The organism is Flavobacterium omnivorum (genome assembly GCF_900099915.1).
Lineage (GTDB): Bacteria > Bacteroidota > Bacteroidia > Flavobacteriales > Flavobacteriaceae > Flavobacterium > Flavobacterium omnivorum.
In genome coordinates, this window is the sequence record NZ_FNDB01000022.1 from 1 (window position 1) to 15550 (window position 15550).

A 15550-nucleotide genomic window follows, 5' to 3' on the forward strand; every position below is an offset into this window, starting at 1 on the left:
ACAAAACTCTGACCCATATGAAAATGCAGTAGCAGAAAGAATAAATGGAATATTAAAACAGGAATTCATGATTGATAAATACAACCTAGATTTAAAAATCATGAAACAAATTGTAAAAGAATCAATCAGTATATACAATGAATTAAGACCTCATTATTCTAATTTCATGCTGACTCCAAACAAAATGCATATACAAAGTCAAATTAAAATGAGGACATATAAAACAAAAAACACTTGCAAAAACGTTTTTGCAAGTGTTTAATTAAATATTTTTATCTAATAATCTGTATCGGTTATTCAGGACAAGACATTAACAAAAAAGCTTTATAATTTTACTAATAATTTATGAGATGGTGCAAACTGAGTTAAATTGATTCCTTTCACTGCAGCTTTATATTCCTCAAGAGTTGGAGTTCTACCTAAAATTGTAGACAATACCACAACTGGTGTAGATGAAAGCAAAGATTCTCCTTTTTTACCTTCTGTATCCTCAACAACTCTTCCTTGGAAAAGACGAGTTGATGTTGCCATAACTGTATCTCCTTTGCCTGCTTTTTCTTGGTTACCCATACATAAGTTACAACCAGGACGCTCTAGGTATAGAATGTTTTCATATCCAATACGCGCTATGCCTTTAGGAGCATTATCATCAAATTCGAATCCAGAATATTTTTGTAAAACTTCCCAGTCTCCTTCTGCTTTTAGTTCATCAACAATGTTGTATGTTGGTGGCGCTACTACAAGTGGCGCTTTGAACTCCACTTTTCCATATTGTTCGTCGATGTTTTTTAGCATTTGAGAAAGAATCTTCAAATCGCCTTTATGCACCATACAAGAACCTACAAAACCAAGATCTACTTTTTTCACACCTCCATAAAAAGAAAGTGGTCTAATGGTATCGTGTGTGTAACGCTTAGAAACATCCGCGTTATTCACGTCTGGATCGGCAATCATTGGCTCTATAACAATATCTAAATCAATAACCACTTCCGCATAATATTTTGCATTAGCATCTGGAGTCAAGGCAGGTTTCTCCCCTGATTCAATAGCTGCAATTCTATTATCAGCAATAGCAATCAATCCTTTTAGCACTTGCTTTTCGTTGTCCATTCCTTTATCAATCATGATCTGGATTCTACCTTTGGCAATTTCTAATGATTCAATCAAAGTGTCGTCCTCAGAAATACAAATAGAAGCTTTTGCTTTCATTTCTGCCGTCCAATCTGTAAAAGTAAAGGCTTGATCCGCAGTAAGGGTTCCTAAATGCACCTCAATAATACGTCCTTGAAATACATTTTCGCCACCAAATTGCTTTAACATTTGAGACTGCGTAGCATGAACTACATCACGAAAATCCATGTAATTTTTCATGTCGCCTTTGAAGGTCACTTTTACTGATTCTGGAATTGGCATAGATGCCTCTCCGGTAGCCAAAGCAAGCGCAACGGTACCTGAATCAGCACCAAAAGCAACTCCTTTTGACATTCTGGTGTGTGAGTCACCACCAATAATTATAGCCCATTCATCAACAGTAATGTCATTTAACACCTTGTGAATCACATCCGTCATAGCGTGATAAACGCCTTTAGGATCACGAGCAGTGATCAATCCAAAATCATTCATGAATTGCATCAATCTTGGAATGTTTGCCTTTGATTTATTATCCCAAACCGATGCTGTATGACAACCCGATTGATAAGCACCATCTACAATTGGTGAAATCACAGTTGCAGCCATAGACTCTAATTCTTGAGAAGTCATCAAACCTGTCGTATCTTGTGAGCCAACAATGTTTACGGTAACACGCACATCAGATCCAGCGTGCAAGACTTTCCCTGGCGTTGAACCAACAGCATTTTTATTAAATATTTTTTCAACGGCCGTAAGACCTTGTCCATCTATAGAAATTTCTTTGGATGGAGCAAAAACGGGAACAATCGCAATTCCTAAAGTTTTTGAAGCAAACGTTTGTAGTTTTTTTCCAAAAACAATCGCGTAAGACCCACCAGCTTTGATAAATTCCATTTTCTGAGGTGTAAATGCCTTAGAAACATCGATCAATTCTGTATCGCCATTGTATAATTTCTTTGTTTTAGTATTGATAGTTAGCACCGTTCCAGTAGCGACAGAATACGCTTCCTCTAGCACCACATCACCACTTTCGTTGCGAATTGGATCTCCATTTTCATCTAATTTCTTTACCCAGTTTTTAAGGTCAAGACCAATACCACCGGTTACATCAACAGTAGTTAGGAAAATTGGAGAAATTCCGTTTGTTCCTGCTACAATTGGTGCACTATTTATAAATGGAACGTAAGGACTTGCTTTTTTACCGGTCCAAAGCGCCACATTGTTCACACCTGACATTCTTGAGGAACCCACACCCATTGTTCCTTTTTCAGCAATCAACATGACGCTTTTATCAGGATGTTGCGCTTTTAAAGCCTGAATTTCATCCTGAGCTGCAGGAGAAATCAAACATTTACCATGAAGCTCACGATCAGATCTAGAATGCGCTTGGTTCCCAGGCGACAATAAATCAGTTGAAATATCGCCTTCTCCAGCAATGTAAGTAACTACTTTTATTTCTTCTACTACTTCAGGAAGCTTTGTGAAAAACTCCGCTTTAGCATAACTTTCTAAAATTTCTTTAGCAATATCGTTACCACTTTTGAATGCCGCTTCTAAGCGATTGGTATCCGCCTCATAAAGGAAAAATTGTATTTTAAGAACCTCAGCTGCTTCTTTTGCAATAGCAACATTTGTATCTAAAGCTAGGTCAAGCAGTACCTTTATCGAAGGACCTCCTTTCATGTGAGACAATAGTTCAAACGCAAAAGCAGGAGTAATTTCTTTTATAACCGCTGAGCCAAGTATAATCTCCTTTAAAAATGAAGCTTTTTTGCCAGCAGCAGGAGTGGTTCCAGGAACCGTATTGTAAATAAAGAATGTAAGAGAGTCTTCGCGATCTGCGTTATCTAAATCTTTAATTTGTGTGATGATTTCGCCTAATAATTCAGCTCCATCAATTGGCTTTGGGTGCAGTCCCTGCCCTTTTCTTTCTTCGATTTCCTTTAGATAATCGTTATAAATGTTCATCATACAATTGTTTTCAATGTTAAAGGCTGCTTCTTTTGATCCTCTCAAAATTAAAAGCCATAATATCTAGTTTTTTATTTATGACGCAAATTTAGCTCTTTAAGATGAAATTTAAAAAAATTTAATGAACGCCATGTTTTCAAAAGATATTATTACCTAATACTGATTTTTACTGTTTAAAAATGATAAATTTTAAAAAATTTAACACAAAACTGGTTAATCCATAACTAATCAATTGTATTCGTATCGTTTCTAAAAGACAAATAATTGAATAACTAAGAAAACGTTATAGTTCAAACAAAAAATAAAGCTCAAAGCAACAAAAAAAGCGTTTAGAACAACGTTGTAATTATCATTTCTTCGGTGACACCTTCAGCATCTGCTTTGTAGTTTTTGATTATTCTATGACGAAGTATTCCTATTGCTACCGCTTTGACATCTTCTATGTCTGGAGAAAATTTTCCGTTGAAAGCAGCATTGGCTTTTGCAGCCAAAATTAAATTTTGTGACGCTCGTGGTCCCGCTCCCCAATCTAAATAATTTTTTACAAATTCAGTAGAAAGTGGATTGTCAGGACGCGTTTTACTAACGAGAGTTACAGCATATTCAATAACATTATCCGCTACGGGAATTCTGCGGATTAAAGCCTGAAAATCAATAATTTGTTGTGCCGTAAACAATGGATTTACAGTGTTTTTTATGTCGGAAGTCGTACGTTTTACAACTTGAACTTCCTCTGCAAAAGAGGGATATTCTAGTTTTATAGCAAACATGAACCGGTCTAATTGCGCTTCAGGCAAAGGATAAGTTCCCTCTTGCTCAATTGGATTTTGGGTAGCCAAAACAAAATAAGGTAAATTTAACTTGTAATTTTCACCTGCAATAGTAACGGAACGCTCCTGCATGGCCTCTAACAAAGCAGCCTGAGTTTTTGGCGGTGTTCTATTGATTTCATCGGCTAACACAATATTAGAAAAAATAGGTCCTTTTATAAATTTAAAATGTCTGTTTTCATCTAATATCTCACTTCCTAATATATCCGAAGGCATTAAATCAGGAGTAAACTGAATTCTTTTAAAATCAAGACCTAGAGCTTGCGCAAGCGTATTTACCATCAAGGTTTTTGCTAATCCAGGAACTCCTACTAATAAGGCGTGTCCACCAGAGAAAATACAAAGTAAAATTTGATCTACCACAGCATCTTGCCCAACAATAATTTTTGCTATTTCGCTTTTTAACTCTTGTCGTTTTTGAACTAAATTCTGTATTGCTACTACGTCTGACATGTATAAGGTCTTTAAAATTAAAAAAGAGTTAGCGTTATGAGACCATAAAACTAACTCTTTTTATTTATTAAAAGGAAAATTTTTTAGTACTGAGCGTACCTAAACTTTGAAAAATAGTACTATTTCTTAAGCCAATTATTTGCAAAATCACAGTCTCTATATTCTCCAATGATTTTGATATAAGTTTCTTTTATTTTTTCATTAAACCATTTTCCTATAGCCTTAATCTGCTTGTTCTTTAAAGCCAATTCTTTAATTTTGATATAATCCTTAGCATAATCAGCCGTATGTTCATCAATTCTATTAGTGACAGTGATCAGCTTGAATTTCTTCTTTCCTTCTTCTCCTTGATCTAATATAGGAACAGAAACTTGATTTGCTTTCAAATTAGACACTTGACTGTAAAAAGTAGGATCCATTTTTGTCAACTCGAAACGAGTATCCTGTGTTTGCGGATTGATTAATACACCTCCATTGGCTCTTGTTTCTTTTTCATCAGACAATGTTCTGGCTGCTTCCGCAAAAGTAATTTCTTTGTCCTCGATCCTTTTTTTGATTAAAGTAATTTTTTCTTTCGCTTCATCCAGCGCCTTTTCAGTAATCGTTGGCGATAATAAAATATGACGCAATTCTATTTCCTGTCCTTTAATTTTTTCTACATAAATAATATGATATCCAAAATCTGTTTCAAAAGGAGCTGATATTTCACCTTCCGCTAAACTAAAAGCAACCTCTTTAAATTCCTTTACAAAAGGTGTTTTGCGATTCATTTTGTAATATCCACCATTCGATCTAGATCCGGGATCTTGAGAATATAAAACTGCTTTAGTAGAAAAACTAGAACCTTCTTGAATTTCTTTCTTGAATTCATTCAATCGATCAATAACTTTTTGTTTATCCTCCGCTGAGACTTTAGGGGTAACAACAATTTGAGCAACTTCTAGTTCTACTCCAAAAGTAGGCAAATCACTTTTAGGAATAGTTTTGAAATAATTACGAACTTCTTCAGGAGTAATTTCAACTGCTTCAACGATCTTATTCCGCATTTCAGAGCTTAACTTCCCCTCTTTTAAAATATCTGAGAAATAGGTTCTAAATTCTTCTTCAGAATCCTTTTTATAATATTGAACTACTTTTTCTAAAGAACCAATTTTTTCAATCATATAATTCAATCGGTCTTCCATCATTCCTTTTACCTCTGAATCTGTTACTACGATACTATCCTGAATTGCTTGATGCGCATACAATTTGTCTTCTAATAATTTTCCTAGCATTTGACATCTTGAAATATCACTCACAGAACCTCCTTGCGTAGAAATTTCAAGAAAAGACTTGTCAATATCTGAATCCAAAATAATATAGTCTCCAACGGTTGCTATTACTCCGTCAATTTTAAGTTTTCCGGTCGATTTTATCTTTTTAACAGGCGCGATAACGGAGTCCTTAATAATTTCTTGAGCACTTGTTATAACACTTGTAAAAAGCAAAAGAAAAAAAGTCAGTGCAATTCTATTATTAATAGATTTCATTTGTATTTTATTTATTGGTATTATTATAATTTGTATTTATCGTAAAAATATACTTATTCAATTGTTATTAAACCTTTTAATAGGTGCCAGAATAATTTTGGCAAATATACACTTTAAGAATCAAGTATTGAACTGCTTTACAGAATACAATCCCGTACTTATCCTAAAATTTATAACGAACAAAAATAACAATTCAATTAGATAATACAAGTTTCCCTACTAGTATTAACAAAATATTATAAAGACATTTTTTAATTAGCTTAATAAACTACTATACCAGAAATAACCTGATTGTAAGAAGCCAATTCAGAATCTACTTTCTAGAATGTGACCTTAATCATTTACACAAAATTTTCCTTTGCGCTGTATTTGTCGCTTCAAAATTAAAAACTGCTGCTTCATACTATTGGCTACACACAAAAATCTTACTACAATTTAATGAGTTCACCGCAAAAGGCGGGTTACATTTCCTTAAAATCCTCATTTTAAAACCCCTAAATAAAAACTTCTCAACACTACAACGTTTTCGTTCCACATTAAAAAAAACTCTGACGCTTCTCATGTAAGAAATTGTATAAATTAGCTAAAACATAATAATTTGATAGAAAAACAGATATAAAAATAAAGTTATACTACTTTTTACGGTTCTCTGTTTCAATATTCACAAACTAGTACAGATTTGAAATTCCGAAACAACCTATGAATCAAAATCTAATACAAGAAATTATTTCTAAAACTGCTTTTAAAAGCACTTACCCAAATCTATTAACTAACCCCAAATTACTCCTTTTATGAACAAACAAAATTTTAAAAATTACTTGCTGGCCGCATTATTGGTTGGTTTGTCTTCGTGTAATTCAAGTGATGATTTTACAAACGATGCTACTACTGCTGCGAAACAATTTAAAGTTTTCGATGTCACCCATCATGATGGGCATCCTTTCAGCACCGGAAAAGTATCAAATACTACAAACGGAAAATATCTGGCGAATCCAGGCGGAGGTGTTATGATGCAAGCTTTTTACTGGGATGTACCTGCCGGCGGCACTTGGTGGAACACGGTAAACACTAAAATAACGGCGTGGTCAAATGTTGGTATTGGTTCCGTTTGGCTTCCACCCGTTTCAAAGGCGCAGAACGGGCCCTTCTCTATGGGATACGATCCTACTGATTATTTCGATTTTGGAAATTACAATCAAAATGGCACGGTAGAAACCCGATTTGGTTCGCGTACCGAACTAGAAAGTCTAATTACAAAAGCACATACTGAAAACATGCAAGTATATGCTGATATGGTATTGAATCACAATAGCGGAGGGCAATTAGAGAACAATCCCTTTACAGGAACTCAAACATACACCAATTTTACGGGTGTGGCTTCTGGAAAATTCCCGAGAACTAGTGCTGACTTTTACAAAAATTCTTATGGAAACAATGACGAAGGAGCTTTTGGCGGCTTTCCAGATTTAGCCCATGTGGCACCAAATGTGCAAGACTGGCTTTGGAAAAGAGCAGACGGAGTTGGTAAATATTACAAGAACACGATGAAATTTGATGGCTGGAGATTTGATTACGTGAAAGGTTTTGCTCCTTGGGTCATAAAAGACTGGAATGCAAACGTTGGCGGATTCTCCGTTGGTGAATTATGGGATTCTAACGTAAACATACTGAATGATTGGGCAAATAATGCCAATAGTTCTGTTTTTGATTTTGCCTGTTATTATAAAATGAACGATGCATTTGACGGAAACAACCTGAACATCCTCAACGATGACATGATGTGGAAAAGAAACCCACACAAAGCAGTTACGTTCGTTGCCAACCACGATACTGATGAGATTTGGAAAAAAGAGCTAGCCTATGCTTACATCCTAACCCATGAAGGATATCCAACTATTTTTTACAGAGATTATGAAGAATGGCTGAACAAAACCAAAATGAACAATTTGATTTGGATTCACAACCAAAAAGCAACGGGAACAACCTCAATTTTATATACTGATACTGATGAATACATCGCTCGCAGAAACGGATACAACGGCAATCCTGGATTGGTAGTTTACATTAACAATTCATCCACTTGGCAAGAAAGATGGATCCAGACTAACTGGACTAATGCTCAAATCAAAGATTTTACTGGAAATTCGACTTGGCTACCAACAACCCAAGGTGATAAATGGGTTAAAATTCAATGTCCTCCAAATGGGTATTCGGTTTGGTCAATAAACATGTAATCATAAAAAATTTGTAAAAAAAATGAGGCTGTTCTAAAAGACAGTCTCATTTTTTTTATTCACACTTATAAATAGTACTTTTGCAGACTATTTATACAAATATGGGCTTTTTAGAAGAAATACAACGCAGAAGAACTTTCGGGATTATATCGCATCCTGATGCCGGTAAAACAACACTTACAGAAAAACTACTCCTTTTTGGGGGTGCCATCCAAGAAGCGGGTGCTGTTAAAAACAATAAAATCAAAAAAGGAGCCACGAGCGATTTCATGGAAATTGAACGCCAAAGAGGAATTTCGGTTTCTACCTCAGTTTTGGCATTCAATTATAAAGATAAAAAAATAAACATATTAGATACTCCAGGACATAAGGATTTTGCAGAAGATACTTTTAGAACCTTAACGGCAGTAGACAGTGTGATTGTAGTAATTGACGTTGCCAAAGGTGTTGAGGAACAAACAGAGAAATTAGTAGCGGTTTGTAGAATGCGAAAAATACCAATTATCGTTTTCATTAACAAATTAGACCGAGAAGGAAAAGATGCTTTTGATCTAATGGATGAAGTGGAACAGAAACTTGGTTTAAAAGTAACTCCCCTGAGTTTCCCAATAGGAATGGGATATGACTTCCAAGGAATATACAATTTATGGGAGCAAAACATCAATCTTTTTAGTGGTGACAACCGCAAAAATATTGAAGAAACTATAGCTTTTTCAGATGTACAAAACCCACAATTAGAAAAAATTATTGGGCAAAAACCTGCTGCTACTTTGCGTGAAGAATTAGAATTAATAGACGAAGTTTATCCTAAATTTGATCGTCAGGACTATTTAGACGGAAAACTACAGCCTGTATTTTTTGGTTCTGCTTTAAATAATTTTGGTGTAAGAGAGTTATTGGACTGTTTTGTTCAAATTGCTCCATCGCCAAGACCAAAAGATTCCGAAACACGATTGGTAGATCCAAAAGAAGAGAAAATGACTGGATTTGTTTTTAAAATCCATGCCAATATGGATCCAAAACACAGAGACCGTCTGGCCTTTATAAAAATTGTTTCAGGAACTTTTGAAAGAAACAAACCGTATTATCACGTACGCAAAAAGAAAAACTTAAAATTCTCCAGTCCAAATGCTTTTTTTGCAGAAAAAAAAGAAATTGTAGACATCTCGTATCCTGGAGATATTGTTGGTTTACATGATACCGGAAATTTCAAAATTGGTGATACGTTAACTGAAGGAGAAATCATGAGCTTCAAAGGAATTCCGAGTTTCTCTCCAGAACATTTCCGATACATCAACAATGCTGATCCCATGAAAGCCAAACAATTGGACAAAGGAATTGACCAATTGATGGATGAAGGTGTTGCACAGTTATTTACCTTAGAAATGAATAACCGAAAAATCATTGGAACAGTTGGAGCGCTTCAATACGAGGTTATCCAATACCGTTTGGAACATGAATATGGTGCAAAATGTACGTATGAAAATTTCCCAGTCCACAAGGCATGTTGGGTAAAACCAAACGACCTAAAAAGCGAAGAGTTTAAAGAATTTAGAAGAATTAAACAAAAATTCTTGGCACATGACAAATACGGACAATTAGTATTTCTGGCTGATTCTAATTTTACAATTCAAATGACACAAAATAAATATCCAAACGTAAAACTATTCTTTACTTCGGAATTTGAATAATATATAAGTTAAAAAAGATTTCTGGATGACAATATGTTATCCAGAAATTAAAATAAAAAAAAACGCTAATTTAAAAATTAGCGTTTTTTTTATGTTTTTAAAAATGATTCTTAGCTTAAGCCACCATACTTTCCAAACTTACTGCTTTTTTCAAAAAAGCTTTGATTAACAGGCGATTTGGTGCAGTACCAGAAGTAATAACTTGTTTTTTAGTATTTGTTCCTTCAGTAGATATCGTAGTATTTGGATCTTGTTTAGAACCCATAAACCACAATACAAAGTTCATACTATTTGAGGATGAAACTGCAGAGACATTATCTTGTTTAGTGTTAGTTGTAACTTCAATTGTATTTACTTCTACTACATTTTTTGAAGTTTGAGCAAAAACATTAGTGTTAGACAAGAAAATAAAAGCAAACATTAGGAAGCCATTCAACATGACTTTTTTACTTGCTTCTAAAGAAAAATATTTCATAACAATTCGTTTTTTTTTTATAATAGACAAAAAACATTTGTCTATCTCGAGAGCGAAAATATATCATTTACAAACGAGCGAAAAATATTTTCGATAAAGAACCATAATACTCGTTTAAAGCACAAATTTGTTGTAAATAGCCAAGATTTAATGATGAGTTAATGTTGACATATTCAATAAACACGTTAACTTAAAGTGGTGAAATAATGGTAAGGCTCAAATAATAATAAAGCACAAACTAAAAAACAGTACAATTATACTAGTAGGTTTCTGGCAAAACCGAAGTACATTTTGAGAATCAGATTTGATTTTTAAAAACCAAAAATCATTCCAATCACTTGTATTTCAAATTTAAAACGTTGAATGCAACTAGCAAATCCTCATATTCAAGAAAAACATATAAATAAAAAGGCTCCATTTCTGGAGCCTTTTAAGAATATTATGCTTGTCCCGCAGGACCAAAATTAAGCGGAATTGGTGCTTGTTCAGTGTCTTTTATTTCGCCATGAGCGATTTCAAAACGATGAATATTTTCTCCAATTGCTTTTAGCAATCTTTTAGTATGTTGTGGTGTCAAGACAATTCTTGATTTCACCTTAGCTTTAGGAATTCCTGGCATTATACTTACAAAATCTAAAACAAACTCAGATGAGGAGTGATTTATTATTGCTAAATTAGAATAAATTCCTTCAGCAATTTTTTCGTCTAACTCAATATTAATTTGCTCTTGTTGTTGATTAGAATTACTCATACCTTAATAAATATATTCCTCTTTATTAGCCATCATATCATTGTAATCTTCTTTCGAACCTACAATCGTATTATCATATTCTCTCATACCCGTTCCAGCAGGAATTCTATGTCCAACAATTACATTTTCTTTCAATCCTTCTAAGTAATCGATTTTACCTGCAACAGCAGCTTCATTCAGTACTTTAGTCGTTTCTTGGAAAGATGCAGCAGAGATAAATGATTTTGTTTGAAGTGATGCTCTAGTAATACCTTGTAAAACTGGTGTTGCCGTTGCAGTAACAACATCACGAGCTACAACAAGATTTTTGTCTGTACGTTTCAATAAAGAGTTTTCATCACGCAACTCACGAGGCGTAATAATTTGTCCTTCTTTTAATGCACTAGAATCTCCAGCATCTTCAACCACTTTCATACCATATAATTTATCATTTTGAACGATAAAATCTTTAGTGTGAATCAATTGATCTTCTAAGAATAAAGTATCACCTGGATCTTGAACTCTAACTTTACGCATCATTTGACGTATTACTACTTCAAAGTGTTTATCGTTAATTTTCACCCCTTGTAAACGGTATACTTCTTGAATTTCATTAACCAAATACTGTTGAACAGCTGCTGGTCCTTGAATTCTTAAAATATCATCCGGAGTAATTGCACCATCAGATAAAGGTACACCTGCTCTTACGAAGTCATTTTCTTGAACTAGAATTTGGCTTGATAATTTAACCAAGTATTTTCTAATGTCTCCAAATTTAGATTCGATAACAACCTCACGATTCCCTCTTTTGATTTTTCCAAAAGAAACAACACCGTCAATCTCAGACACAACAGCTGGATTAGAAGGATTACGAGCTTCTAATAACTCTGTAATTCTAGGCAAACCTCCTGTAATATCTCCAGATTTAGAAGAACGACGTGGAATTTTAACCAATACTTTACCTGCTTTAATTTTCTCCCCGTTTTCAACCATCAAGTGGGCTCCAACTGGTAAGTTATAAGAACGAATCAATTCATTGTCTTTACCGTAAACCAATAAAGTTGGAATTAATTTCTTAGCTCTAGATTCAGAAATTACTTTCTCTTGGAAACCAGTTTGCTCATCAATTTCAACCATGAATGATTGACCTTGCTCTAATTCTTCATAAGCAATTTTACCGGTAAATTCAGAGACGATAACTCCATTATATGGATCCCATTTACAAATCACATCTCCTTTTACAACAGATTGACCGTCTTTAACAAAGATACTTGAACCGTAAGGAATATTATTAGTGCTCAATAAGATACCTGTTCTTTCATCAATTAATTTCAATTCAGTTGAACGAGATACTACAATATCAACTGCATTACCCTCACTGTCTTCTCCTTTAACTGTTTTTAAATCTTCAATTTCGAGTTTACCGTTAAATTTCGTAATAATACTAGATTCTTCAGAGATACCACCCGCAACCCCACCAACGTGGAATGTACGTAATGTCAACTGTGTTCCAGGCTCTCCAATAGATTGTGCTGCAATTACACCAACTGCTTCACCTCTTTGTGTCATCTTACCAGTAGCTAAATTTCTACCGTAACATTTAGCACAAATCCCTTTTGGCGCTTCACAAACAAGAGGAGAACGAACTTCCACTTTCTCGATTGGAGAAGCTTCAATTAGCTTCATTATTGCCTCAGTAATTTGTTTTCCAGATTCGATTAAAACTTCATTAGTTAAAGGATTAATAACATCTTGCAAAGCAACACGTCCTAAAATTCTTTCTCCTAAAGTTTCAACTATTTCCTCATTCTTTTTCAATGCTGAAACTTCAACACCTCTAAGTGTACCACAATCATCGATATTAACAATAACATCTTGCGATACATCATGCAATCTTCTTGTTAAGTATCCTGCATCTGCCGTTTTCAAAGCTGTATCCGCAAGACCTTTACGCGCACCGTGAGTAGAAATAAAGTACTCAAGGATCGAAAGACCTTCTTTAAAGTTAGAAAGAATCGGGTTTTCAATAATTTCACCACCACCAGCAGTAGATTTTTTTGGCTTAGCCATCAAACCACGCATACCAGTTAACTGACGAATTTGTTCTTTGGAACCCCTTGCTCCAGAATCAAGCATCATATACACCGAGTTGAAACCTTGTTGGTCTTCTCTTATGTTTTTCATTGCTAATTCTGTCAATTGAGCATTTGCTGAAGTCCAAACATCAATAACTTGGTTGTAACGTTCGTTATTTGTGATAAGACCCATGTTATAATTAGCAGAAATACCTTGAACTTGTTCTCTGGCGTCTGCAATTAATTTAGGTTTTTGATCTGGAATTCTAATATCTCCAAGAGAGAATGACAATCCACCTTTGAAGGCAAATTTGTACCCCATATCTTTCATGTTATCCAAGAAAGCCGCTGTTGTAGGTACATCAGTAGAACTTAATACGTGCCCAATAATGTCTCTAAGATTTTTCTTAGTCAATACATCATTGATATATCCTGCTGCTTCTGGCACTACTTCATTAAACAATACACGACCAGCAGTCGTTTTAATGATTTGGTAAACCAAGTCACCTGCTTCATTAAAATGTTTTGCTCTAATTTTAACAGAAGCATTCAATTCTAATCTACCTTCGTTCAAAGCAATATTTACTTCTTCAGCAGAATAAAAAGTGATTCCTTCTCCTAAAATTTTAAGTTCAGGAGTTGACAAACGCTCTTTGGTCATATAATAAAGACCAAGCACCATGTCTTGAGAAGGTACCGTAATTGGAGCTCCATTAGCAGGATTCAGAATATTGTGAGAACCTAACATTAAAAGTTGCGCTTCCAAAATAGCTTCTGGTCCTAGTGGCAAGTGAACTGCCATTTGATCCCCATCAAAATCCGCATTAAATGCAGTACAAACTAAAGGGTGCAATTGGATTGCTTTTCCTTCAATTAATTTTGGTTGGAATGCTTGGATACCTAATCTGTGCAAAGTAGGAGCACGATTCAGTAATATTGGGTGACCTTTGATTACATTTTCAAGGATATCCCAAACTACAGGCTCTTTCTTATCTATTATTTTCTTAGCTGATTTAACCGTTTTTACAATTCCTCTTTCTATCAATTTACGGATAACAAAAGGTTTGTACAATTCTGCTGCCATATCTTTTGGGATACCACATTCAGATAATTTCAATTCAGGTCCAACAACAATTACCGAACGAGCAGAATAATCTACACGTTTTCCAAGTAAGTTTTGACGGAAACGACCTTGTTTTCCTTTCAGGGAATCCGAAAGTGATTTTAATGGTCTGTTTGATTCTGTTTTTACTGCAGAAGCTTTACGCGTATTATCGAAAAGTGAATCTACCGATTCTTGCAGCATACGTTTTTCGTTTCTTAAGATCACTTCTGGAGCTTTAATCTCCATTAATCTTTTCAAACGGTTATTACGGATGATTACACGACGGTACAAATCATTTAAATCTGAAGTTGCAAAACGACCTCCATCAAGTGGCACAAGTGGACGCAATTCTGGTGGAATAACTGGTACCACTTTCATAATCATCCATTCCGGACGATTCTCGCGGTTCAAGTTAGACTCACGGAAAGATTCAACAACCTGTAATCTTTTTAACGCTTCAGTTTTACGTTGTTTAGATGTTTCATTGTTAGCATTATGTCTTAATTGGTAAGATAATTGATCTAAATCAATTCTTGCCAATAAATCCATAATACACTCTGCTCCCATTTTGGCAACAAATTTATTAGGATCAAAATCATCAAGATATTGGTTGTCAGCAGGAAGAGTGTCTAAAATATTCAAATATTCTTCTTCTGTCAAAAAGTCCAATCTTTGTACTGATTCACCTTCTGCATTTTTAGCAATACCGGCTTGGATTACTACGTATCTTTCGTAGTAAATAATCATATCTAATTTCTTAGATGGAAGACCAAGGATATAACCAATTTTGTTTGGAAGAGAACGGAAATACCAGATATGAGCAATTGGCACAACAAGATTGATGTGACCTACTCTGTCTCTACGTACTTTTTTCTCAGTTACTTCAACACCACAACGGTCACAGATGATTCCTTTGTAACGTATTCTTTTATATTTACCACAAGCACATTCAAAATCTTTTACTGGTCCGAAAATACGTTCGCAGAAAAGACCATCACGCTCTGGTTTGTGCGTTCTGTAGTTGATAGTTTCTGGCTTTAACACTTCACCTCTCGACTCTTTCAAGATAGATTCAGGAGAAGCAAGGCCGATTGAGATTTTACTAAACCTTTTTACAGGGTTTTTATCTTTATTGTTATTATTTCTATTATTTATCATAGTTTTTACTATTGATTTATTTGCAATTAAAAAATTGATTTACATCTAAGTCGAAAGTTTAAGGTATAAGGTCGAAAGTCATTCGAGACTTTAAAACTTTATGACATTTGACTGGCGACTAAAAGATTACCACGGATCACTTCTCTAAACTTCAACAAATTTTTGAAG

General features: G+C 34.6%; 9 protein-coding genes. 3 read left to right on the plus strand and 6 right to left on the minus strand.

What is annotated here, in order from left to right; genetic code table 11:
• Positions 1-262: integrase core domain-containing protein (locus tag BLS90_RS14980; protein ID WP_139171447.1), on the plus strand; the 262-nt coding region annotated here is incomplete at its 5' end.
• Positions 263-324: 62 nt separating this feature from the next.
• Here BLS90_RS14980 and BLS90_RS14985 read toward each other — a convergent pair.
• The 3 genes from BLS90_RS14985 to BLS90_RS14995 form a co-directional block, all read right to left on the minus strand.
• Entirely contained in the window at positions 325-3099 is a 2775-nt protein-coding gene (locus BLS90_RS14985; protein ID WP_091259122.1) for a bifunctional aconitate hydratase 2/2-methylisocitrate dehydratase, read from the minus strand.
• Between the two features lie 332 nt (positions 3100-3431).
• Complete coding sequence (locus BLS90_RS14990) at positions 3432-4385, minus strand: AAA family ATPase (protein WP_091259068.1); 954 nt, start codon at positions 4383-4385, stop codon at positions 3432-3434.
• 119 nt (positions 4386-4504) lie between these two features.
• A complete protein-coding gene (locus BLS90_RS14995) occupies positions 4505-5914 on the minus strand; it encodes a peptidylprolyl isomerase (protein ID WP_394331035.1) in 1410 nt (469 codons plus the stop codon).
• A 791-nt stretch (positions 5915-6705) separates the two neighbouring features.
• On the opposite strand from BLS90_RS14995, the gene BLS90_RS15000 reads away from it, so the two are divergent.
• Complete coding sequence (locus BLS90_RS15000; RefSeq protein ID WP_091259072.1) at positions 6706-8148, plus strand: alpha-amylase; 1443 nt, start codon at positions 6706-6708, stop codon at positions 8146-8148.
• A gap of 101 nt (positions 8149-8249) precedes the next feature.
• The gene (locus BLS90_RS15005; protein ID WP_091259074.1) at positions 8250-9839 is read left to right on the plus strand and encodes a peptide chain release factor 3; all 1590 of its coding nucleotides are present in this window, start codon (positions 8250-8252) and stop codon (positions 9837-9839) included.
• 115 nt (positions 9840-9954) lie between these two features.
• On the opposite strand, the gene BLS90_RS15010 is transcribed toward BLS90_RS15005, so the two are convergent.
• The 3 genes from BLS90_RS15010 to rpoC all read right to left on the minus strand — a co-directional run bounded on the left by BLS90_RS15010 (position 9955) and on the right by rpoC (position 15382).
• Entirely contained in the window at positions 9955-10314 is a 360-nt protein-coding gene (locus BLS90_RS15010) for a hypothetical protein (protein WP_091259075.1), read from the minus strand.
• A 439-nt stretch (positions 10315-10753) separates the two neighbouring features.
• Positions 10754-11065, minus strand: coding sequence for a DUF3467 domain-containing protein (locus BLS90_RS15015; RefSeq protein ID WP_091259077.1), 312 nt, complete (start codon positions 11063-11065; stop codon positions 10754-10756).
• Between the two features lie 3 nt (positions 11066-11068).
• A complete protein-coding gene (rpoC, locus tag BLS90_RS15020; protein ID WP_091259079.1) occupies positions 11069-15382 on the minus strand; it encodes a DNA-directed RNA polymerase subunit beta' in 4314 nt (1437 codons plus the stop codon).
• Between the last annotated feature and the right edge of the window lie 168 nt (positions 15383-15550).